The organism is Streptomyces sp. NPDC058145, from assembly GCF_042884245.1.
Lineage (GTDB): Bacteria > Actinomycetota > Actinomycetes > Streptomycetales > Streptomycetaceae > Streptomyces.
Map to the genome: position 1 here is coordinate 180348 of NZ_JBHVUH010000004.1, position 21238 is coordinate 201585.

18 protein-coding genes and 1 tRNA gene are annotated in these 21238 nt (G+C 72.1%); 6 read left to right on the top strand and 13 right to left on the bottom strand.

Annotated features, from left to right (window positions below; all coding sequences use genetic code 11):
* Positions 1-16 precede the first annotated feature (16 nt).
* A complete protein-coding gene (locus ACFVVO_RS10790) occupies positions 17-1312 on the bottom strand; it encodes a nitrate/nitrite transporter (protein ID WP_390053663.1) in 1296 nt (431 codons plus the stop codon).
* Positions 1309-1959 (bottom strand): GntR family transcriptional regulator, encoded by a 651-nt coding sequence (locus tag ACFVVO_RS10795; RefSeq protein ID WP_390053665.1) that lies wholly within the window; start codon positions 1957-1959, stop codon positions 1309-1311. Before ACFVVO_RS10795 ends, ACFVVO_RS10790 begins: the two co-directional genes overlap by 4 nt.
* Before the next feature lie 188 nt (positions 1960-2147).
* Here ACFVVO_RS10795 and ACFVVO_RS10800 point away from each other — a divergent pair, with 188 nt between their 5' ends.
* On the top strand, positions 2148-3050 hold the full coding sequence (locus ACFVVO_RS10800) for a D-alanyl-D-alanine carboxypeptidase family protein (RefSeq protein WP_390053666.1): 903 nt from the start codon (positions 2148-2150) through the stop codon (positions 3048-3050).
* A gap of 83 nt (positions 3051-3133) precedes the next feature.
* On the opposite strand, the gene ACFVVO_RS10805 is transcribed toward ACFVVO_RS10800, so the two are convergent.
* Together ACFVVO_RS10805 and ACFVVO_RS10810 are read right to left on the bottom strand one after the other, a co-directional pair.
* Positions 3134-3301 (bottom strand): hypothetical protein, encoded by a 168-nt coding sequence (locus ACFVVO_RS10805; protein ID WP_390053668.1) that lies wholly within the window; start codon positions 3299-3301, stop codon positions 3134-3136.
* Positions 3302-3402: 101 nt separating this feature from the next.
* Entirely contained in the window at positions 3403-3885 is a 483-nt protein-coding gene (locus tag ACFVVO_RS10810) for a hypothetical protein (protein ID WP_390053670.1), read from the bottom strand.
* A 171-nt stretch (positions 3886-4056) separates the two neighbouring features.
* Between ACFVVO_RS10810 and ACFVVO_RS10815 the strand changes: the two genes are divergently transcribed.
* Together ACFVVO_RS10815 and ACFVVO_RS10820 are read left to right on the top strand one after the other, a co-directional pair.
* A tRNA-Lys gene (locus tag ACFVVO_RS10815) sits at positions 4057-4128 on the top strand.
* A 2-nt stretch (positions 4129-4130) separates the two neighbouring features.
* Positions 4131-6416 (top strand): hypothetical protein, encoded by a 2286-nt coding sequence (locus ACFVVO_RS10820; RefSeq protein WP_390053671.1) that lies wholly within the window; start codon positions 4131-4133, stop codon positions 6414-6416.
* A 204-nt stretch (positions 6417-6620) separates the two neighbouring features.
* On the opposite strand, the gene ACFVVO_RS10825 is transcribed toward ACFVVO_RS10820, so the two are convergent.
* From ACFVVO_RS10825 to pdhA, 3 genes are read right to left on the bottom strand one after another with little or no spacing between them, the layout of a single operon-like run.
* On the bottom strand, positions 6621-8036 hold the full coding sequence (locus tag ACFVVO_RS10825; protein ID WP_390053673.1) for a dihydrolipoamide acetyltransferase family protein: 1416 nt from the start codon (positions 8034-8036) through the stop codon (positions 6621-6623).
* 11 nt (positions 8037-8047) lie between these two features.
* Positions 8048-9025: an alpha-ketoacid dehydrogenase subunit beta gene (locus tag ACFVVO_RS10830; protein WP_390053675.1), complete on the bottom strand. Its 978-nt coding sequence runs from the start codon at positions 9023-9025 to the stop codon at positions 8048-8050.
* A 1-nt stretch (position 9026) separates the two neighbouring features.
* The gene (gene pdhA, locus ACFVVO_RS10835) at positions 9027-10214 is read right to left on the bottom strand and encodes a pyruvate dehydrogenase (acetyl-transferring) E1 component subunit alpha (protein WP_390053676.1); all 1188 of its coding nucleotides are present in this window, start codon (positions 10212-10214) and stop codon (positions 9027-9029) included.
* 547 nt (positions 10215-10761) lie between these two features.
* On the opposite strand from pdhA, the gene ACFVVO_RS10840 reads away from it, so the two are divergent.
* Positions 10762-11760: a phosphotransferase gene (locus ACFVVO_RS10840; RefSeq protein ID WP_390053680.1), complete on the top strand. Its 999-nt coding sequence runs from the start codon at positions 10762-10764 to the stop codon at positions 11758-11760.
* Positions 11761-11844: 84 nt separating this feature from the next.
* Here the strand turns inward: ACFVVO_RS10840 and ACFVVO_RS10845 are convergent, their stop codons facing one another.
* On the bottom strand, positions 11845-13428 hold the full coding sequence (locus ACFVVO_RS10845; protein ID WP_390053682.1) for a protein kinase: 1584 nt from the start codon (positions 13426-13428) through the stop codon (positions 11845-11847).
* Between the two features lie 343 nt (positions 13429-13771).
* Between ACFVVO_RS10845 and ACFVVO_RS10850 the strand changes: the two genes are divergently transcribed.
* Positions 13772-15379, top strand: coding sequence for a protein kinase (locus ACFVVO_RS10850; protein WP_390053683.1), 1608 nt, complete (start codon positions 13772-13774; stop codon positions 15377-15379).
* Positions 15380-15476: 97 nt separating this feature from the next.
* Here ACFVVO_RS10850 and ACFVVO_RS10855 read toward each other — a convergent pair whose 3' ends face one another.
* The gene (locus ACFVVO_RS10855; RefSeq protein ID WP_250400059.1) at positions 15477-16013 is read right to left on the bottom strand and encodes a bacterial proteasome activator family protein; all 537 of its coding nucleotides are present in this window, start codon (positions 16011-16013) and stop codon (positions 15477-15479) included.
* A gap of 164 nt (positions 16014-16177) precedes the next feature.
* Here ACFVVO_RS10855 and ACFVVO_RS10860 point away from each other — a divergent pair, with 164 nt between their 5' ends.
* On the top strand, positions 16178-16780 hold the full coding sequence (locus tag ACFVVO_RS10860; protein WP_390053684.1) for a hypothetical protein: 603 nt from the start codon (positions 16178-16180) through the stop codon (positions 16778-16780).
* 60 nt (positions 16781-16840) lie between these two features.
* Here the strand turns inward: ACFVVO_RS10860 and ACFVVO_RS10865 are convergent, their stop codons facing one another.
* Genes ACFVVO_RS10865 through ACFVVO_RS10880 form a run of 4 tightly spaced genes read right to left on the bottom strand, consistent with a single transcriptional unit; the run spans position 16841 to position 21211 of the window.
* Positions 16841-17821 (bottom strand): NAD(P)H-quinone oxidoreductase, encoded by a 981-nt coding sequence (locus ACFVVO_RS10865; RefSeq protein ID WP_390053685.1) that lies wholly within the window; start codon positions 17819-17821, stop codon positions 16841-16843.
* Between the two features lie 47 nt (positions 17822-17868).
* Positions 17869-18966, bottom strand: a complete 1098-nt coding sequence (locus ACFVVO_RS10870; protein ID WP_390053686.1) for a potassium channel family protein — start codon at positions 18964-18966, stop codon at positions 17869-17871.
* A complete protein-coding gene (locus ACFVVO_RS10875; RefSeq protein WP_390053688.1) occupies positions 18963-20303 on the bottom strand; it encodes a molybdopterin molybdotransferase MoeA in 1341 nt (446 codons plus the stop codon). The genes ACFVVO_RS10870 and ACFVVO_RS10875 overlap by 4 nt, the downstream gene beginning before the upstream one ends.
* Complete coding sequence (locus ACFVVO_RS10880; protein WP_390053690.1) at positions 20300-21211, bottom strand: NTP transferase domain-containing protein; 912 nt, start codon at positions 21209-21211, stop codon at positions 20300-20302. The genes ACFVVO_RS10875 and ACFVVO_RS10880 overlap by 4 nt, the downstream gene beginning before the upstream one ends.
* Positions 21212-21238: the final 27 nt, after the last annotated feature.

The window sequence follows — 21238 nt, forward strand, 5'->3', positions numbered from 1 at the left end:
TCGCCGGACACACGGTTCACGCGGGCACGTGGACCGTTTCCACCCGGCTCGCCACCAGGCGCTCACGCTCCCGGCGGGCGGCCCGGCCGCGCAGGCGGAGGATCTGGCTGACGCCGAGGGCCTGCAGGACGAACACCGCGGAGAAGGCCACCGTGTAGTCGTCGCCGGTCGCGTCCAGGAGCACACCGACCGCGAACAGCGTCGTCATCGAGGCGATGAAGCCGCCCATGTTGGTGATGCCGGAGGCGGTGCCCTGTCGCTCCGGCGGGTTGGCGGGGCGGGCGAAGTCGAAGCCGAGCATCGAGGCGGGGCCACAGGCACCGAGCACCGCGCACAGCACCGCCAGCAGCCACATCGGCGCGTGCTCGGCCGGGTAGGCGAGCGTCACCGCCCACACCAGCGCGGTCGCGGCCACCGTGCCCAGCGCCAGCGGCAGCCGGGCCGCGTGGTGCCGGGCCACGATCTGGCCGTAGACCAGGCCGATCACCATGTTGGACAGCACGACCAGGGTGAGCAGCTCGCCGGCCGTGGCGCGGCTGAGGCCCTGCGCCTGGACCAGGAACGGCAGGCCCCACAGCAGCAGGAAGACCATCGCCGGGAACTGGGTGGTGAAGTGCACCCACATGCCCAGCCGGGTGCCGGGCTCCCGCCAGGCCGCCGCGATCTGCCGGCGGACGTAGACCGCGCCCTGGTGGGCGGACGGTGCGGGCTCGTGCCCCTCGGGGTGGTCCTTCAGGAACACCAGCGTCAGGACGAGCACGACCACACCGGCCAGCGCGCTGCCCGCGAACGCGGCGGTCCAGCCGATGCCGTGCAGCAGCCTGGCGATGAGCAGGGTGGAGACCAGGTTGCCGGCCATGCCCACCAGGCCGGCGAGCTGCGCGACCAGCGGTCCGCGCCGGGCGGGGAACCAGCGGGTGCCGAGGCGCAGCACGCTGATGAAGGTCAGCGCGTCACCGCAGCCGAGCAGCGCACGCGAGGCCAGCGCCATGCCGTAGGAGGGCGAGAAGGCGAAGCCGAGCTGGCCCAGCGTGAACAGCACAGCGCCAAGGCTCAGCACCTTCTTGGTGCCGAGCCGGTCGACCAGCAGGCCGACGGGTATCTGCATGCCGGCGTAGACCAGCAGCTGGAGGATCGAGAAGGTCGACAGCGCCGAGGCGCCCACGTGGAAGCGGTCGACCGCGTCCAGGCCGGCCACGCCCAGGGAGGTGCGGAAGATGACGGCGACGAAGTAGACCGAGACGCCGATCGACCACACCGCGACGGCGCGACGGCCGCCCGGGGGGTCACCCGGCAGGGTGGCGCTGCTCATCGCACCTCACCCCGCGCGAGGTGCGAGAACCAGCTCACGTGCCGGTGCACGACCCCGACGGCCGCCTCCGCGTCACCGGAGCTCAGGGCCTGGAGGATCTCCTCGTGCTCGGCGAGCGTCTTGGCGATCCGGTCCGGGTGCGAGTGCATGACGGCGACCCCCATCCGCAGCTGGCGGTCGCGCAGCTGGTCGTACAGCCGCGAGAGGATCTCGTTGCCGCCACTGCGCACGATCTCGGCGTGGAAGCACCGGTCGGTCACCGCGGCGGCGGCGAAGTCACCGGCGGCGGCCTGCGTCTTCTGCTTCTCCAGCAGCTCCGCGAGCCGTTCCAGCAGACTTGGCGGCGCGGGGACGGACTTGCGCGCCGCGTGCTCCTCCACCAGCAGCCGGGTCTCGACGACGTCGGCGATCTCCTGCGCCGACACCGGCAGGACCAGCGCGCCCTTCTTCGGGTAGAGCCTGATGAGGCCCTCCGTCTCCAGCCGCAGCAGCGCCTCCCGGACGGGTGTGCGCGAGACGCCCACGGCCTCGGCCAGCTCGCCCTCGGTGAGCAGCGTCCCGCCCTCGTAACGGCGGTCGAGTACGCCCTGTTTGACGTGGGCGTAGACGCGGTCGGCGGCGGGTGGTTGCTTCACGGGCGTGGCCATGCCCACAGGATAGATACAACACGTACGCAAGAAGGGTCGCGTCCACCATGCGGACGTGACGGAAATCGCCCCCAGCGGCCGCACAACCTTCTGTGCTACTTACGTGTCACACTCGTGCGGCCCCACTCGCTCGCCATTTCAACTCGGCCGCATATCAGGGGCATTCCAGACAATCGGGGTATATCGCTTTGATTACCGGCATTAAGGGCACCCGCGTCCGCAGAGCTGCCGCCGTCGCCGTCACGACTGGTGCACTGCTCGCCACCGGCGCCCTCACCGCTGCGCCCGCGCAGGCCCTCACGACGCCCACCATCACCGCCAAGAGCGGGTACGTGATGAACAGCGCGACCGGCACCACCCTTTACAAGAAGTCCGAGAGCACCCACCGGCTCACCGCCTCCACCACAAAGATCATGACCGCGAAGGTCGTGCTCTCGCAGTCGAACCTGAACCTGGACACCAAGGTCACGATCAAGAAGGCGATCAGTGACTACATGGTCCGCAAGGGCTACCCTTCGTCGGCCCACCTGATCGTCGGTGACAAGGTGACCGTCCGTCAGCTGCTGTACGGGATGATGCTGCCGTCCGGCTGCGACGCCGCCATGGCCCTCGCCGACAAGTTCGGCTCTGGTACGACGGTCAACGCGCGCGTGAAGTCGTTCATCTCGAAGATGAACACGACGGCCAAGAACCTCAACATGACGAACACGCACTTCGACTCGTTCGACGGCATCAGCAACGGCACCAACTACTCGTCGGTGAAGGACCTGACGCTGCTCGCCCGCAGTGCGATGAAGAGCTCCACGTTCAAGTCCGTCGTGAAGACCAAGTCGTACACGGCGAAGACGATCGCGAGCTCCGGCGCCACGCGCACGATGGGGACCTGGACCAACACCAACACCCTGCTCGGCTGGAACGGTGTGCTCGGCGTCAAGACCGGCTCCGGCACCGAGGCCAAGTACTGCCTCGTCTTCGCCGCCACGCTGAACGGCAAGTCGATCACGGGCGCCGTGATGACCGCACCCTCGGCAACCGACCGCACGTCGGACGTCAAGAAGCTCGTCAACTACGCCTACGCCAGGATCAGCTGACACTCGCACAGCGGAGAGGGGCCCGTCGCGCACACCCGCGGCGGGCCCCTTTCGCGTGCGGGCCGACGCCGGGACGGACGCCCCTACATGAGCTGGTCGTAGGTCTTGAAGGTGTACGAGGCGTCGTAGGACATCAGGTTCCCGGTGGCCGCCGGGAGGCCCAGGCGTCTGCCGAGGGGGCCTGTCAGCGGTCCGCAGTGTTCGGGCGCGGGCGCCGTGAAGGTGTCGTCGTACGCCGAGAACTCGATCACCGGCGGATCCTGGGAGACCCACTTCGAGGGCCCCGAACGCTTCACCCGGAAATCGACCGGCTCGCTCGCGCCGATGGCGCAACCGCGTGGCAGCAGAGGGCTCAGCAGCCGGAAGCGCAGGCTGAGCCCCCGGTGTAGAAGTCCGACCGCCCGCCGTACTCCGGCCGTATCGCCAGGCCCAGGCCCGGGGCGTGCTCACCCGCCGGGGTGCCGGTCAGGCCGCCCGGCACGGCGGTCGGCACGCTGTGCATCGCGCCCCACACCTGCCCGTTGGTGCCGTCCGGCAGGGGTCCCTCGGCGTGCGTCATGGTGATCGGGGCGAGCGGCAGCGAGACCTCGCCCATGGTCAGCTTCGGTGCGGCCGTGTGCACTTCGCATCTCCAGCGTGCCGGGTCCACGCCCTCGGGAAGCGCCGGGCAGTCACCGAACCCGGTGGCGGACCGGGTGCCGGCGGCGGGTGCGGAGTAGGCGACACCCGATGCCCAGACGCCGGCCACGCCCGCCAGGAGAGCGGCGGCGGCGACGGGGGCGGCAAGGCGGCGGACGAGAGAGAGACCGCGGCGAGCGGCAGTGGTTTCCGACATGCCACCAGCGTGCCGCCCGCGCCCCACCGGCCACATCGGTGACTCCCCCACCTCAACCCGGAGGCGTCCCTGACGCGTCGTCAGGGTAGGTGCTCAGCGGTCGTGACGACCCTGCCCCGTACCCGAAAACCCTTTGTGGCGGCGCAGGCCCGCCACCTACTGTCGGCCCATCGACGTGTAGCTCAGCAGCAGAGCACCGGGCTCTTCACCCGGAGGGCGCGGGGGCGGAACCCGCCATGTCGGCTATGAACGACGACGCTGAGCAGCAGCACCTTGCCCAGGCGAACCCCGGATACGCGGCCGGTCAGCTGGCCGCCGCGTTCCGTACGGCCGCCGTCCACCCGGACCCGGAGACCCGCCGGCGCGGCGCGGAACGCGGCCGCAGGTGGCGTGCCGTGCTGGACGGCATGGCGAACGGCCTGCTGACGATCGGTTCCCGCACGCCCGTCGCCGGCCTCCCCGCCTGGGTCACACCCGAGGTGGTCCGGGGCGGCTTCGCCACCGGCGAGCCGAGCGCGGGCGGCCCGCTGCTCGACCACGAGATCGCCACCGCGCGTCACGCCGGTGTGCCCGAGACCCGGCGGGCGCTGTTCGCGCACTTCCTGTCCGAGGACGGGCTCGCGCATCTCCTCGGCCTTCTCGACAGCGGCCGTTACGAGGTGACCGTTCCCGAGGAGGCCGCGCTGCTCACCGTCGCCTGGCTGGTCCGGGCCGGGGAGCCGGCGGCCGCGCTCGACCTGGTGGAGGAGCTCGCGCCGTTCGCGGACCGGCTCCGTTTCGGCCCGCGGCCGTCCGACCGGCCCGCGCCCCGGCCCGACGCCGTGCACCGCTCCACCGTCGCCGACGCCCGCGCGGCGCTCGCCGCCCGCCGGCCCAGCACAGCGGTGGAGACGCAGCGCGAGGCCCTGGCCGTCTGGCACCCCTTCGGCGACGAACTGCTGCTGCACTGGCTGGAGGTGACCGACGAGCAGGGACACATACGCGTCCCCGGCCCCGCCGACCCGTGGCACGCCCGCTCCACCGCGCTGCTTCGCCGCTACCGCGACCTCGCCCGGCGCCACACGCACTGCACCAAGCATCTGAGGTCCAGGGAGAACCTGGCCATCCTGCGCGGCGCGCTGGAGGACGCCGTCGCCGCACGGAAGCTCGCGCCGCGGCGACTCGGGCTGCTGCGGCACGCCGTCGCCTCCATGGTCCGGCGGCGCGGGCGGCCCGGCTCCGCCGAGCACACCGCCCTGCGCCTGCGGCAGGCCGCCCACGCCGCGCTGCCCTCCCACCACGCGCTGGCCGGCGTCGTACTGGGCCGCCTGTCCGGCCTGCCGCAGGACGGAGGGATCGGCGAGGTGGAGCCCATCGTGGCCCCGGTGACCGAACGGGAGGCGGACGAGACGGGTGTGCCCGCGGGCGCGGTCGTCCCGGCCGCCGTGCGCCGGCCCGTCGAGGCCGCGCTCAGCGCGCCCGTCGACACGCTCGTGGAGCGCGGCGTCGTACCGTCGGCGGAGGTCCTGGCCGAGCTGGTCCCCCAGCTCGTCGCCGCCACCACCGCCGAGGCCTACCGCGACCCGGCCCTGCGGTCGCTCGCCGCCGCCCACTACCGCGCGTTCCGCAACCGGCGCTCCCTGCTGCTGTTCGACCTCCAGCGGCAGGTACGGGTGGAGGAACTGCCGTGGGTGCGGGCCGTCGCCGCCCAGCGGGCCGGCTCCGGGACGGACGAGGCCGCGGCCGGGGCGCTGCGGCAGCTGGGCGGGCTCGCGGTGCGCGCCTTCCCCGGCACGATCCTGCCCAACCCGCTGATCCGGGAGCTGTCCGTGCTGGCCCGCCGGGCCGAGCTGGGCGCGCCCTTCGTGGAGGAGCTGGCGGCCGACATCTTCATGGGCACGTTCACCCCGAAGTTCCTCACCGCCGCACGTGTCGCTGCCGAACTCCTCGGCGGAGGCTCGCTGTACGAGCGGTACTACGCCATCGACTACGCGGCGGTGCGCAACCTCGCCGTCATCGAGGCGGCCGACTCCGCCCGCCGGTCCCAGGGGGCCCGTACGTCTCCCGGGTTCGCCGCGCTGTGCCGGCAGCGGGCGGCGGAGTTCGCACCGGGCACGGGGCGGTCCGGCTCCTGGGTCGCGGGGAACGGCACGGTGATCGAGCAGGCGCAGATCCTCACCACCCACAACCTGGCCACCCTGGTCCACCGGGTCGGCATCGATCCCGGCGCCGGCTGGGACGAGTCGGCTCTGCGCTGCTTCGGCACGGTGTGCCGGCTGACCGGGCGCGTCCACCACAACCCGCGGCCGCTCGGCACCATCAAGGACGTCGCCTACGCCTGGCGGCAGATGGTGTTCCACCTGTCCCTGTGCCCGCCGGACCAGCAGTGGCACACGCTGGACCGCGTCACCGAGGACTGCGCACAGCAGCCCCGGCACATCGCCGGACGGCTCGCCCCCGCCCTCACCGGACTGCGTCAGGTCCTGTCCGGCGGACCGGGGCGCCGGCCGCCGTCTGCTGGGCTGGAGCACGGGCGGCCACTGGTTCCGTGAGGATCCGGCATCCGGTCCGCACCCGCGTTAGTGCTGCGACCGGAGGGGTGCACCGGCTCGGCAACCTTTCCGGCCACAGCACTGGACGGCACCGACTTCGTGCCCGCGGCGGCCGCAGTCGGGGCCGAACGGGAGAGGGGGTGGTCGCGAGACGAAGTCGCGACCACCCCCCTCAGCGCTCGGGAACCACCCGGGCGACAGCCGTCACACCCAGGTCATCAGCCGCTTCGGCTGCTCCAGGATCGCAGCCACGTCCGCCAGCACCTTGGAGCCCAGCTCGCCGTCGACCAGGCGGTGGTCGAAGCTCAGCGCGAGCGTCGTCACCTGGCGCGGCTTCACCTTGCCCTTGTGGACCCACGGCTGGAGCTTGATCGCGCCGACCGCGAGGATCGCGGACTCGCCGGGGTTGAGGATCGGCGTGCCGGTGTCGACGCCGAAGACGCCCACGTTGGTGATGGTGACCGTGCCGCCCTGCATGGCGGCCGGCGAGGTCTTGCCGTCACGTGCCGTGGACACCAGCTCGCCCAGCGACTCCGCGAGCTGCGGCAGCGTCTTGGCGTGGGCGTCCTTGATGTTCGGCACGATCAGACCGCGCGGGGTGGCGGCCGCGATGCCCAGGTTGACGTAGTGCTTGAGCACGATCTCCTGGTTCGCCTCGTCCCAGGACGCGTTGACGTCCGGGTTGCGCCTGATGGCGACCAGCAGCGCCTTGGCGATCAGCAGCAGCGGGTTCACCCGCAGGCCCTGGAACTCCTTGTCCTGCTTGAGTTCCTCGACCAGCTTCATCGTGCGCGTCACGTCCACCGTCACGAACTCCGTGACGTGGGGTGCGGTGAAGGCGGAGCCGACCATCGCCGCCGCCGTCGCCTTGCGGACGCCCTTGACCGGGATCCGGGTCTCGCGTGTGCCGTCGTGGGTCACGGCGGTGGGCGCGGCGACCGGAGCCGGGGCGGCGGGGGTCGCCGTGACCGGCGCGGCGGTCTCGGCGGCCTGCGGCGCCGCGGCCGCGTGGACGTCCTCGCGGGTGATGACGCCGTCCGGGCCGGACGGCGTGATCGTGGCGAGGTCGACACCGAGGTCCTTCGCGAGCTTGCGCACCGGCGGCTTGGCCAGCGGGCGGGTCCGGGCGGGGACCGCCGGGGCGCTGTGGCCGTTCAGCTCGGCCTGGACCGCCTGGGCGGCGGCCGGGACGGTGACCTCCGGGCCCTTGCGCGGACGGCGCTTGGTGGAGGTGGTGGCCACGCCGTAGCCGACCAGGACCGGCTGGCGGCCCGTCGGCTCGGGCTCCGACACCTCCGGGGCCTCCGGTGCGGCGGCGGCCGTCTCCGGCTGCCCGGCGGGGGCCTGCGGTGCCGCACCGCCCGACACGTCCACCGTGATGATGGCCGTGCCCACGTCGACCGTGGTGCCTTCGGGGAAGCGCAGTTCGCGGACCACACCGTCGTAGGGGATGGGGAGTTCGACGGCCGCCTTGGCGGTCTCGACCTCGCACACCACCTGGCCGTCGGTGACCGTGTCACCCGGCTGGACGTACCACTTGAGGATCTCGGCCTCAGTGAGTCCCTCGCCCACGTCGGGCATCTTGAACTCGCGTACGGATGCTTCCGTCATCGTCGTCACGAACCCTCTCCTCAGTACGCCAGGGCACGGTCGACGGCGTCGAGCACCCGGTCCAGACCCGGCAGGTACTCCTCCTCCAAGCGGGCCGGCGGGTACGGGGCGTGGTAGCCGCCGACCCGGAGCACCGGGGCCTCCAGGTGGTAGAAGCACCGCTCGGTGATCCGGGCGGCGATCTCCGCGCCGGAGCCGAAGAACACCGGCGCCTCGTGGACCACGACCAGGCGGCGGGTCTTCTCCACCGAGGTCTGGACGGAGTCGAAGTCCAGGGGGCTGACCGAGCGCAGGTCCAGCACCTCCAGGGACTTGCCCTCCTCGGCGGCCGCGTTCGCGACCTCCTGGCACAGCTTCACCATCGGACCGTAGGCGGCCAGGGTCAGGTCCGTGCCCTCCCGCACCACCTGCGCCTTGTGCAGCGGGCCGGGGATCGCCTCCGGGTCCACCTCGCCCTTGTCCCAGTAGCGGCGCTTGGGCTCGAAGTAGATCACCGGGTCGTCGCTCTGGATGGCCTGCTGCATCATCCAGTAGGCGTCCGACGCGTTCGACGGGGAGACGACCTTCAGGCCGGCCACATGCGCGAACAGGGTCTCGGGGGACTCCGAGTGGTGCTCGACCGCGCCGATGCCACCGCCGTAGGGGATGCGGATGACGACGGGCATCTTGACCTTGCCCAGCGACCTGGCGTGCATCTTCGCGAGCTGGGTGACGATCTGGTCGTAGGCCGGGAAGACGAAGCCGTCGAACTGGATCTCCACCACCGGGCGGTAGCCGCGCAGTGCGAGACCGATCGCGGTGCCGACGATGCCCGACTCGGCGAGCGGGGTGTCGATGACCCGGCTCTCGCCGAAGTCCTTCTGCAGGCCGTCGGTCACCCGGAAGACACCGCCGAGCTTGCCGACGTCCTCACCCATGACGACGACCTTGGGGTCCGTCTCCAGAGCGCGCCGCAGCGACTCGTTGATCGCCTTGGCAAGAGCCATCTTCTCGGCCATCTCAGTGACCCCCCTCTGCGTCCGCGAACGACGCCTGGTAGGCGGCGAACTGGGCTCGCTCCTCGTCGACGAGCGCATGCCCGTCCGCGTACACGTTCTCGAAGATGGCGAAGTGGTCCGGGTCCGGCATGGCACGGACCGCTTCGCGCACTCGCCTGCCCAACGCCTCGGACTCGGCCTCGAGTTCCGCGAAGAATCCCTCGTCCGCGTGGTTTGAGGCCTCCAGGAACCGGCGAAGGCGCAGGATCGGGTCCTTCGCCTCCCAGGCCTGCCGCTCCTCGTCGCCCCGGTAACGGCTGGGGTCGTCGGAGGTGGTGTGGGCGCCCATGCGGTAGGTGTACGCCTCGACCAGGGTGGGGCCCTCGCCGTCGCGGGCGCGCTCCAGCGCCCACTTGGTCACCGCGAGACAGGCCAGCACGTCGTTGCCGTCCACGCGCACGCCCGGGAAGCCGAAGCCCTGGGCACGCTGGTAGAGCGGCACGCGGCTCTGCTTCTCGGTGGGCTCGGAGATCGCCCACTGGTTGTTCTGGCAGAAGAACACCACCGGCGCGTTGTAGACCGCGGAGAAGGTGAACGATTCGGCCACGTCGCCCTGGCTGGAGGCGCCGTCGCCGAAGTAGGCGATGACGGCCGAGTCGGCGCCGTCCTTGGCCACGCCCATCGCGTATCCCGTGGCGTGCAGCGTCTGGGAGCCGATGACGATCGTGTACAGGTGGAAGTTGTTGCCGTTCGGGTCCCAGCCGCCGTTGTTCACGCCGCGGAACATCCCGAGCAGGTTGGTGGGGTCGACCCCACGGCACCAGGCGACGCCGTGCTCGCGGTAGGTCGGGAAGACGTAGTCGTCGTCGCGCAGGGCCCGGCCGGAGCCGATCTGTGCGGCCTCCTGGCCGAGCAGCGAGGCCCACAGGCCCAGCTCGCCCTGGCGCTGCAGCGCTGTGGCCTCGGCGTCGAAGCGTCGGGTGAGCACCATGTCGCGGTACAGGCCGCGCAGCTCGTCGGGGGTGATCCCGTCGACGTAGCCGTCGTACTCGGCGTTCTTGACCCGCTTGCCCTCGGGCGTCAGGAGCTGCACCAGCTCCGGGTCGGTGCTCTTCTGGGTGGTGCGGGTGGTGCGCTTGGTGCCGGTGGTGCCGGCCTTGCCTGCGGCGCTGCGTCGCGGCTTGCGCGCGGCACTGCTGTCCACGGTCACGTGTGCTCCTCCGTCGTTCCGGCCCCCAGGGTTGCCGGTAGGCCAGTGCGGCTCACCTGTTCTCGACCACCGGGCACGGGGTGGGTGCCACTCGGCCGGGAACAGGCGTGACAGGTGCCCCGGCGAGCGCCCTGCGGCTTTTACGTTACCCAGTGCTCCACATATCTGTGAAACCCCTCCTGACCTGCGTTTTTGCTTGGATTTCCAAGTAAATCCGCAGGCGGCGGAAGGTCGCTGGTCACAGCCTTGCAGGAGGCCGGAGCAACGGCACGTTATCCCGGCGACCCCGGACACGGGAAGAGTCGACTTGTGACTCGCCCCTCGCGGGCGAAAGGTGAGAATTCCGGATATGACCGTTGGGCGGTCTCATCATCCGAGACGAAAACCTGGACACCCGGGGCGCGGTTCACCCCTGTGCACCCTGTGACCAAAAGCGATCGTCGATGACTGGCTGTGACAAGCCGCAGCTCACGGGGTCTTTCCGTGCCCTAACATCTGGCGCGTGCCGCGCTTTTGTGTACCACCCCCTGTACCGCACGCGCCCCCTTTGGGCGCCCTGCTGCGCCTGTACGCCGCCGGTACCGCCGTCGCCTGCGAACCCGTCGACCAAGGCCTGCTGAACCGCGGCTACCGGGTACGCACCACCCGCGGCCGCTATTTCCTCAAGCACCACTTCGATCCGGACACCGCCGACCCGGCCGCCATCGAACGTCGCCACCGGGCCACCCAGCGCCTGGCCGACCTCGGCGTCCCCGTCGCCCAGCCGCTCGCGCACCGCGGCGGCCGCACGGTCGCCGTCGTGGGCGGCCACGCCTACGCCCTGCACCCCTGGATCGACGGGCGGCACCGCCACGGCGGCCAGCTCACCCGCTCCGAGAGCGCACGCCTGGGGGCGCTCCTGGGCGCCGTACACGCCTGTCTGGAGCGGGTGATGCCGCCCAAGGGGCGCACCCGCCCGGCGACCGGACCGCATCCGGTCGAGAGCGCCGACCCGGCCGACACCTTCGCCCTGATCGACGAGCTGCTCGGCCACGTACGCCGCCACCGCCCCGCCGACGCGTTCGACGAGCTCGCCCGCCACCGGCTCCTGGAGCGCCGCGCCCTGCTGGAGCAGCACGCCGGCCGGCGGCCGCCGCGCGGCGGCCCGGTCGGCTGGGTGCACGGCGATTTCCACCCCTTCAACCTGCTGTACAGGGACGACGGCCCGGCCGCCATCGTCGACTGGGACCGGCTGGGCGTGCAGCCCCGGGCCGAGGAGGCCGTACGCGCCGCCGCGATCTTCTTCGTACGGCCCGCGGGCGCGCTCGATCTGCCGAAGGTGCGGGCGTACGCGCGCGCGTACCGGCGCGCGGCCCGCGCCACGCCCTCCGAGCTGGCGGCGGCCGTGCACCGGGTGTGGTGGGAGCGGCTGAACGACTTCTGGATGCTGCGCTGGCACTACGAGCGCGGGGACACCCGCGCGGACTGTCAGTTCCCGGCCGCCTCGGCGCTCGCGGTGTGGTGGACGCGCGAGTACGAGGCGGTGTGCGACGCGTTCGCGGGGTGAGGGCCCCAGGGGCGCGGAAACGCCACGCGCGCGGGTGAGCCGTGGCTCGCCCGCGCGCGTGGGAGTGGTTTCAGCCGGGGTGTCTCAGGGCGACACCGGGGCGGAGGGTGTGACGCCCCCGTCCGAGCCCGCCGTGGCACCGCCGTCGGTGCCGTCCGTGGTCCCCGCGTCCGTGCCGCCGTCCGTCGGGTCCGACGGCTCCGACGGGGTGGGCTCCGGGTCCGACGGCTCGTCGCTCGGGTCGGCGGTGGTCGGCTGGGACGGAGTGTACGAGGGGGTGTACGACGGAGTCCCCCAGTTCGAACCGCTGCCGTTGTCCGTCCCGTTGTCGGTGGTCGAGTCCGTGGGCTGGTCGGTGTTGTCGTCGGACGGCGACTCGGAGGCCGTCTCGTCCTTCGTGGCCTTGGAGTGGGTCGGCGTCGGCGTGGTCCCGCCGCCACCGCCGTCGTTGTTGTGGTTGAGCGCCAGCGCGACACCGGCCGCGATCGCGATCACGGCGAGCACGGCGAGGATCCACAGCTTGCCGCGGCCGCTGCCCCGGTTGCCGTGTCCCTCGAAGCCGCCCTCGTCGCCGCCCCCGTAGCCGCCGGGCAGGATCGGCTGCGGGATCTGCGCGGTGCCGGCGCCGAAGTCGCCGGGGTGCTGCATCACGGCCGTCCCCGCGAAGCCGGCCGCCGGGGCGTGCCGGCCGTCATGCGTGTTCACCGGTCCGGTGTTCCAGGTGCCGGTGTGGCCGCCCTGCTCGTACAGCATCTGCAGGCTGTACTGGATCAGGCCGCGCATCTCCTCGGCGGTCTGGAACCGGTCGTCGGGCTCCTTGGCGAGCGAGCGCATGACGAGGCCGTCCAGCTCTGGCGGGCAGGCGTCGGAGGCCTCCGAGGGCGGGGTGGGGATGTCCTGGACGTGCTGGTAGACCACCGACAACGGGGTCTCACCGGTGAACGGGGGACGCAGGGAGAGGAGTTCGTACAGCAGGCAGCCGGTCGCGTACAGGTCGGAGCGGTGGTCGACGGCCTTGCCGAGCGCCTGCTCGGGGGAGAGGTACTGCGGGGTGCCCATCACCATGCCGGTCTGCGTCATCGTCGTCGACGCGCCGTGCAACGCGCGGGCGATGCCGAAGTCCATCACCTTCACGGCGCCGTTGTCGGTGATGATGACGTTGGCCGGCTTGATGTCGCGGTGCACGATGCCGTGCTGGTGCGAGTAGGCGAGCGCCTCCAGCACGCCGGACACGATGATCAGGGCCTGCTCGGGGCCCGGCGCCTCGGCGTTGAGCAGCAGGTCGCGGATGGTGCGGCCCTCGACCAGCTCCATCACGATGTACGGCACCGACTGGCCGCCCACGACGTCCTCGCCGGAGTCGTACACGGCGACGATCGCGTGGTGGTTGAGTCCGGCCACCGACTGGGCCTCGCGCGTGAAGCGGGCCTTGGAGACCGGGTCCTCGGCCAGGTCGGCACGGAGCAGCTTGACCGCGACCGTGCGGCCCAGACGGACGTCCTCGGCCGCGAACACCTCGGCCATGCCACCCCGGCCCAGCCGGTGGGTCAGCCGGTACCGGCCGTCGCCGACAAGCCCGCCGTTGCCCCACATCTCGGGCGTCTCTGACATGCCGCCGCCAGTCGCCTCGGGGTCGGACGGGCCCTGGGCGCTGTGCGTCTGTGCCATCGGTCCTCGCCGTCGTTTCTGCCCGCGGTGCGCGCGGTGTTGTTACGGTCTCCGTCGGCCACGCTACAGCCTCCGCGTCCGCCTCCGGTCCGGAACCGGAACCGGAACCGGCCTGAGACGGACCGGTCATGAAACCCCTAGCACGCGCTCTCGTGCAAATTCTGTGCACTGCTCGTACGTCCGCTGTAACGCTTACGCGACGCTTCTTTCGCGTACGGTCACGGATCGGGCACCGAGCTTGACGTGCCAGTGCCCTCGGGCAGACTTGGCCGGGAATGACACATTCGATCAAGGCATGTTCGCCCAGCGACGGCGCCGGACGGCCAGTGGGGGACGCGGAGAGATGAGCCAGGACGGCGCACAGGAGCGGTATGCGGGGCGGACGCTGGCCGGCGGTCGCTACCAGCTGCGCGACCTGCTCGGTCAGGGCGGCATGGCCTCGGTTCACCTGGCCTACGACACCGTGCTCGACCGCCAGGTCGCGATCAAGACCCTGCACTCCGAGCTGGGCCGGGAACAGGCCTTCCGTGAGCGGTTCCGGCGCGAGGCCCAGTCCGTGGCCAAGCTCACGCACACCAACATCGTCTCCGTCTTCGACACCGGCGAGGACGCGCTGGACGGCACGACGATGCCGTACATCGTCATGGAGTACGTGGAGGGCCGGCCGCTGGGCTCGGTCCTCGACGAGGACGTCCGGCAGTCCGGCGCGATGCCCGCCGACAAGGCGATGAAGATCACCGCGGACGTGCTGGCGGCCCTGGAGATCAGTCACGAGATGGGCCTGGTGCACCGCGACATCAAGCCGGGCAACGTGATGATGACCAAGCGCGGCGTGGTCAAGGTCATGGACTTCGGCATCGCCCGCGCCATGCAGTCCGGCGTCACCTCGATGACCCAGACCGGCATGGTCGTCGGCACCCCCCAGTACCTCTCGCCCGAGCAGGCCCTCGGCCGGGGCGTGGACGCCCGCTCCGACCTGTACTCGGTCGGCATCATGCTGTTCCAGCTCGTGACCGGGCGGCTGCCGTTCGACGCGGACTCCCCGTTGGCGATCGCCTACGCGCATGTGCAGGAGGTGCCGGTCGCGCCCTCCTCGATCAACCGCGCGCTGCCGCCCGCGGTGGACGCGCTGATCTCCCGCGCGCTGAAGAAGAACCCCAACGAGCGCTTCCCGACCGCCGAGTCCATGCGCGACGAGTGCCTTCGGGTCGCCGCCTCGCTGCAGGCGGCCCCGCCCAGCATCGTGCCGGGTGCCGGGCCGACGCAGAGCGGCGCGGGCGTGGGCGCCACGGTGTTCCCGCCCATCGACCAGGCGGCCCCGGCGCCGACCGGCCCGGTGCAGACGCCCTACCAGCCGAACCCGTACGGCACCCCGGCGCCCGCCCCGGCATACGGCTATCCCCAGCAGGGCGGCTACCAGACGCCGGCGGCGTACGGGCAGCAGTCCCCCTCCACCCCGCCGCCGTACAACATCACGCCCCAGACGGCCGTGCAGTCCTCGGGCGGGGGCGGCGGCAAGAGCAACAAGCCGGTGATCATCGGCTCGATCGTGGTGTCCCTCGTCGCGGTCGTCGGCCTGATCGTCGCGCTGACCCTGAACAGCGGCGGCACGCACGACAAGGGCGGCAACGACCCCAGCCCCTCGGCGTCGACCCACGCGGCGGGTTACCGGGGACCGGACACGTCGAAGACGGTCAAGGAGACCGACTGCACGGAGCCCGAGGAGTCGTACAACGACCCGAAGAAGATCGAGCTGCCGGACTTCCGGTTCAAGTACGTCAAGTCCGTCAAGGAGTGCGCGGCGGCCGCGGGCTGGCGCGTCTCGACCAAGGACGTCGACGAGAACACCTTCGGCCAGGGCGCGATCATCGACCAGTTCCCGAAGGCCGGCACGGACGTCGACCCGAAGAACGTCGAGATCCAGCTCAACGTCTCGACGGGCAACCCCTGACAGCACCCGGCCGCACTCGCGCGGCCATGAACGAAGGGCCCGGCGGAACACCGCCGGGCCCTCTGTCTTCTCGGACGGTTCGGACCGCCCGGCCGGACTACAGGTACGGGCCGCCCGAACGGCCGCCCGCACGCGGGTCGTCACCGCCCTCGTGGCCCACACCCGGCGGCAGCGCCCGGCGCATCTGCTCCAGCTGGGCACGCGCGGCCATCTGCTGGGCGAACAGCGTCGTCTGGATGCCGTGGAACAGGCCCTCCAGCCAGCCCACCAACTGGGCCTGCGCGATACGCAGTTCCGCGTCGCTCGGGGTCGTGTCGTCGGTGAACGGCAGCGACAGCCGTTCCAGCTCCTCGACCAGCTCCGGCGCCAGGCCGTCCTCGAGCTCCTTCACCGAGCTGCGGTGGATGTCCTTGAGCCGGGCCCGGCTGGCCTCGTCGAGGGGAGCCACCCGGACCTCTTCGAGCAGCTGCTTGATCATGCTGCCGATCCGCATCACCTTGGCCGGCTGTTCGACCTGGTCCGTCACCGGCGTCTCACGGGAGTCCTCGTCCCCGCCGCCGATCGCCATGCCGTCCTGACCCACGACCAGGATCTGGGGATTCTCCGGCGACCGTTCGTTCCTCGGCATCTCCATGCCGTCATTGTCTCGCACGCCCTCACCTCATCACCCTGCTGCCCCCTCATGGGGCAGATCCACCCTTTAGCTCCGACGGCCCAATCCGGAATGCCCGGTGTACCCCATGATGTGAGGCTGGCTTGCGTCGATGTTCGACGACTGGGCTCCGGGAGGTCACCGCCGTGACTCCATGGCTGCGACTAACACTCCGCCTCGTACCACTGCTGCTCGCCCTCGTGGCGGCGGTGCCGGTGTACGGCGCGGCCCGCGCGTACGGCACGCAGGCCGCGCCACCGGACCCGTCCGCGCCCGCGGCCCGGCCCACCACGCCGGCCACCCCGGCCGCCCTGGTCTCCGCCTCCCCGGCCGCTTCGCACTCCGCGTCCCGCCCCCACGCCCACTCCGATCCGGCCGCCGAGCCGTCGCGGGCCGGGAGCAGGGCCGGTGAGGGCCGGATGCGCCCCGGCCGCCCGGACGGGCCGGCCTCCGAGGAGGAGGGCGACGACGGTTCCGGGACGGTCACCAGGGGTCCCGACCCCTTCGATCCGCAGGAGCCGGAGACCGCCGACATCCCTGCCGGGACCCCGACGGCGTCCATGCCGCCCGAGGAGGCGGGACTGGATCCCGCCCGGCCCCCGCGGCAGACCGCGGCACAGAACGACGTCCGGCGGGACGCCGCCCCCGCCGAGCCGACGCTGGAGATCCTGCCGCTGGGGACCGGGCTGGTCCTCGTCGGTCTCGGACTGGGCCTGGCGTTCCTGGGCCTGCGGATCCGCCGCAGCTGACCGGCTCGACCGGTTCGGACACCGCCGTACGGGCCAGGGCCCCGGCTGTGGCCGTACGGGTTACGGCGCGACCAGCAGCACCTTGCCGATGTGGCCGCTCTCCTCCACCACCCGGTGCGCCTCCGCCGCCTCCGGCATCGGCAGCTCACGGTCGACGACCGGACGGACGTGCCCTGCGGTCAGCAGCGGCCACACATGCTCGCGTACGGCGGCCACGATCGCGGTCTTCTCGCTCAGCGGACGGGCCCGCAGCGAGGTCGCGCTGATCGCGGCCCGCTTGCTCAGCAACGTACCGATGTTCAGCTCGCCCTTGACCCCGCCCTGCATGCCGATGATCGCGAGCCGGCCGTTGACGGCGAGGGCCTGGACATTGCGGTTCAGGTACTTGGCGCCCATGTTGTCGAGGATGACATCGGCGCCGGCGCCGCCCGTGGCCTGCTTGATCTCGGCGACGAAGTCCTGGTCGCGGTAGTTGATCAGGATGTCCGCGCCCAGCTGGGCGCAGTAGTCCAGTTTCTCCTTCGTCCCGGCGGTCACCGCGACCCTGGCTCCGACGGCCTTGGCCAGCTGGACGGCCATGGTGCCGATACCGCTGGAACCGCCGTGCACCAGCAGGGTCTCGGCCGGACGCAGATGGGCGACCATGAAGACGTTGGACCAGACGGTGCAGACCACCTCGGGCAGCGCGGCCGCCTGCCTCAGTTCGACGCCCTCGGGCACGGGCAGCAACTGCCCGGCCGGCACGGCGACCTTCTGGGCGTAGCCGCCGCCCGCGAGCAGCGCGCAGACCTCGTCGCCCACGGCCCAGCCGGAGACCCCGGGGCCCAGTGCGGCGATCCTTCCGGAGCACTCCAGGCCGGGGTACGGGGATGCGCCCGGCGGCGGGTCGTAGAAGCCCTGCCGCTGCATGATGTCGGCACGGTTGACGGCGCTGGCCACCACCTCGACCAGAACTTCGCCTTCGCCGGGCACGGGGTCGGGGACCTCGTCCCACACCAGCGCCTCGGGCCCACCAGGTTCGGGAATCGTGATCGCATGCATGCCCGTGACGCTACTCCTCGCCGGCGCGCTCCCCGGGACAGGCCCGCTCAGTCGCTCGGCAGCGGACGGTGATGCGGGGTGACCCGGGCGCCCGGGCTCACGCGGACGATGGTGATCAGGCGGTCCGTCAGCTGCAGGGAGCCGATGGACGGATCGTCGTAGCCGAGCACCCGGTGCCCGCGTACCACGCTGACCACGAGGTCGTCCGTATCGCGGGGGCTCTTGCCCACCTCGGCCCGCACCACGGGCCGTTCCATGATGTCGAGACCGCTGCCCTGCTGGATCAGGTCCTCCATCACCATGCCGGCGGCCGGGCTGAGTACGGAGAGGCCGAGCAGCCGGCCGGCCGCGCCGGAGCTGGTGATGACTGCGTCGGCACCCGACTGCTTGAGCAGCGGGGCGTTCTCCTCCTCACGGACCGCGGCCACGATCTTCGCGCTCCGGTTGAGCTGTCTGGCGGTCAGGGTGACCAGCACGGCGGTGTCGTCGCGCTGCGGGGCGATGATGATCTGCCGCGCCTTGTGCACCTCGGCCCGCCTGAGCACATCACTGCGGGTGGCGTCGCCTATGACGCCCGCGTAGCCCTCGGCCGTCGCGGCGTCGACCGCCTTGGAGCTGGGGTCGACCACGACGACCTGCTCTGCCTTCAGGCCTGTGACACAGACGGTCTGGATCGCCGACCGCCCCTTGGTGCCGTAGCCGATGACGACGGTGTGGTCGCGCAAGGTGGACCTCCAGCGGTTCAGGCGCCATTCCTCCCGGGTGCGTTCGGTGAGGACCTCCAGCGTGGTGCCGACCAGGATGATCAGGAACAGCACCCGCAGGGGCGTGATGACGAAGATGTTGGTGAGCCGGGCGCCGTCGCTGACCGGGGTGATGTCGCCGTACCCGGTGGTCGAGAGGGTGACGGTCGCGTAGTAGAACGCGTCCAGCAGGTCCACGGAGCCGTCGGAGTTGTCGTGGTAGCCGTCGCGATCGGCGTAGACGACGAACGCGGTGGCGACCAGCACCAGCAGGGCCATGAGCAGGCGTTTGACCACCTGGCGGATCGGCCGCTCCACCACCGCCCTCGGGAGCTGCACCCGCTGGGCCACCAGATGCTCGTCCGCACGGCGGGCGATGGCGTCATGACCCGGAAGTTTCACGTGAAACACACCCCGATCCCGGCTGCCGCCCACGGCAGGTCCAGCAGCTCCGTCTCCTCCCCCTGCTGTGCCCCGCCCGGCGGCACGACCGCCATCGCGTCGGCGGCGGCGATCCCGCGCAGCATGGCCGGGCCGTTGTAGTGCAACGGCACGGCACGGTCTCCGCGCAGCACCACGGGGACGAGCCGGGTGTCGTACGGATGCCCGTGCACCGCCTCGCTGAGCGCCAGCGTGTACGGCTCCGGGGCCGGACGGGCGGCGAGGGTGCGCAGCAGCGGCTCGGCGAGCGTGAGCAGGCCTGAGACGGCCGCGAGGGGGTTGCCGGGCAGGCCGACGAGGTGCTGGTTCTCCTTGGTGCGAGCCAGCAGCATGGGGTGGCCGGGGCGCACCTTGACTCCGTCGACGAGGAGTTCGGCGCCCATGCGCTCCAGGGTGGGGTGGACGTGGTCGACGGGGCCGGCGGCGGTTCCGCCGGTGGTGACGACGAGATCGGCCCGCGAGCCGGTGAGCGCCTTGTGCAGGGCCTTCGCGTCGTCCCCCAGCCGGCGTACGCCGATGACATCGGCGCCCATCGCGCGCAGCCAGGGCGGCAGCATGGGGCCGAGCGCGTCCCGGATCAGTCCGTCGTGCGGGCGCCCCTCGGTGAGCAACTCATCCCCCAGGACGAGGACTTCGACGCGGGGCCGGGCAACGGCGGTGAGGGTGTCGTATCCGGCGGCCGCCGCCAGGCCCAGCACGGCGGGGGTGACGAGGGTGCCGACCGGGAGCAGTTGGTCGCCGCTGCGGCACTCCTGGCCGCGGGGGCGGATGTCCTGGCCGTGGTGCATCTCGCGGGTGGCGTGCAGCCGCCCCTGGGCGTCCGTGCGGCCGTGTTCGGTGCGCAGTACGGCGGTGGTGTCGACCGGGATACGGGCGCCGGTGGCGATGCGGACCGCCTCGCCGTCGGTGAGCGGCTCGGGCAGCGCGTGGCCGGCGAGCGCCCCCTGTTCTCGCACCGTCCAGGGGCCGGGTCCGGCGACCGCCCAGCCGTCCATCGCGGAGGTGTCGAAGGAGGGCAGGTCGGTGAGCGCGTCAAGAGGGGCGGCGAGGACCAGGCCGAGGACCTCGGCGAGGGAGACGGAGACGGGGGTGCGGCGGCTGCCCGAGCGGGCGGCGCGGGCGGCGATCTCCCGGGCCCGGGGCCAGGGGGTGGCCTGGTGCCGCTCGTGCCGCCGCTCGTCGGGGGTAGCGGCGGGGGCGGCATCGTCCTTGGGTTCCCTCACGAGGGCCAGGGCCTCCTCGACATCGAGGTCGTCGCTGTCCTCGGCGGGCGCTCCGGCCCGGGTGCCGGGGGTCATCGCGGGTCCGGGGCGGGCGCGCCCCCGGCGCTGCCCTGATCGCCCCTGCTGCTCTCTTCCTCCCAGCGCAGCGCCAGCGCGGCGGCCTTGCGGGCAGCCTCGGCGACGGCTTCGGGGCCGCCCTCGGCCCGGGCGGCGGCGTAGCCGACGAGGAAGGTGGTCAGCGGCGCGGCCGGCCGGGCCACGCCGTGTGCGGCGTCGCGGGCCAGGTCGAGCAGAAGACCGGTGTCGACGTCCAGGTCGATGCCCAGCTCGTCCTTGACTGCGGAGATCCATTCATCCAACACGTGCCCATGCTCCCTGATGCGTGCCCTGGCGTCGGCGATGTCGTCCCAGGTGTCGCAGTCGAAGGACGCGAGCGGGTCCGGGACGCGGGTGAGCTCGAGGGCGCCGGTCAGCCGGCGCAGGGGCAGCCCGGTGAGGCCGCCGTGCCCGGCGGCGAGGGCGGCCAGTTCGCGGCGCAGCGCGGCGGTGCGGTAGGCGGCCACGAGCGGCTGGTCCCGGCCCTCGGCGTCGGTGAGCAGCGCGCCGTCGGCGCCGGTGTCCCGCAGGGCCGCCAACAGCCGCTCCAGCGTGGCCGCTTCGAGGAACGGCAGATCGGCGGAGAGCACCGCGGTGTATTCGGCTGTGGTCAGCCGCAGCCCGGCCTCCAGCGCGGCGACGGGGCCGCCGCCGGACGGTTCCTCACGCGCCCAGCGCACCGGGCGGGCGGTGGGGCGGGTGCCGGCGACGACGACGGTCGTGGCCGCGCCGGCGCAGGCCGTGAGCACCCGGTCGAGCAGCGCCCGGCCGCCGACCCGCACCGCGGGCTTGTCGGCACCGCCGAGCCGCCGGGCGGCACCGCCGGCCAGCACGACGGCGTCGTACGGCGCGGCGGTCCCGGGTGCGGCGGGGGCGTTCTCGGTCACCCCCCGAGTATGTCCTCTCGGGTCGTC

Coding starts and splice junctions, on each gene's coding strand:
- ACFVVO_RS10790 (WP_390053663.1), bottom strand. CDS start 1,312: ATGAGCAGCGCCACCCTGCCGGGTGACCCCCCGGGCGGCCGTCGCGCC.
- ACFVVO_RS10795 (WP_390053665.1), bottom strand. CDS start 1,959: ATGGCCACGCCCGTGAAGCAACCACCCGCCGCCGACCGCGTCTACGCC.
- ACFVVO_RS10810 (WP_390053670.1), bottom strand. CDS start 3,885: ATGTCGGAAACCACTGCCGCTCGCCGCGGTCTCTCTCTCGTCCGCCGC.
- ACFVVO_RS10820 (WP_390053671.1), top strand. CDS start 4,131: ATGAACGACGACGCTGAGCAGCAGCACCTTGCCCAGGCGAACCCCGGA.
- ACFVVO_RS10830 (WP_390053675.1), bottom strand. CDS start 9,025: ATGGCCGAGAAGATGGCTCTTGCCAAGGCGATCAACGAGTCGCTGCGG.
- ACFVVO_RS10845 (WP_390053682.1), bottom strand. CDS start 13,428: ATGGCACAGACGCACAGCGCCCAGGGCCCGTCCGACCCCGAGGCGACT.
- ACFVVO_RS10850 (WP_390053683.1), top strand. CDS start 13,772: ATGAGCCAGGACGGCGCACAGGAGCGGTATGCGGGGCGGACGCTGGCC.
- ACFVVO_RS10855 (WP_250400059.1), bottom strand. CDS start 16,013: ATGGAGATGCCGAGGAACGAACGGTCGCCGGAGAATCCCCAGATCCTG.
- ACFVVO_RS10865 (WP_390053685.1), bottom strand. CDS start 17,821: ATGCATGCGATCACGATTCCCGAACCTGGTGGGCCCGAGGCGCTGGTG.
- ACFVVO_RS10875 (WP_390053688.1), bottom strand. CDS start 20,303: ATGACCCCCGGCACCCGGGCCGGAGCGCCCGCCGAGGACAGCGACGAC.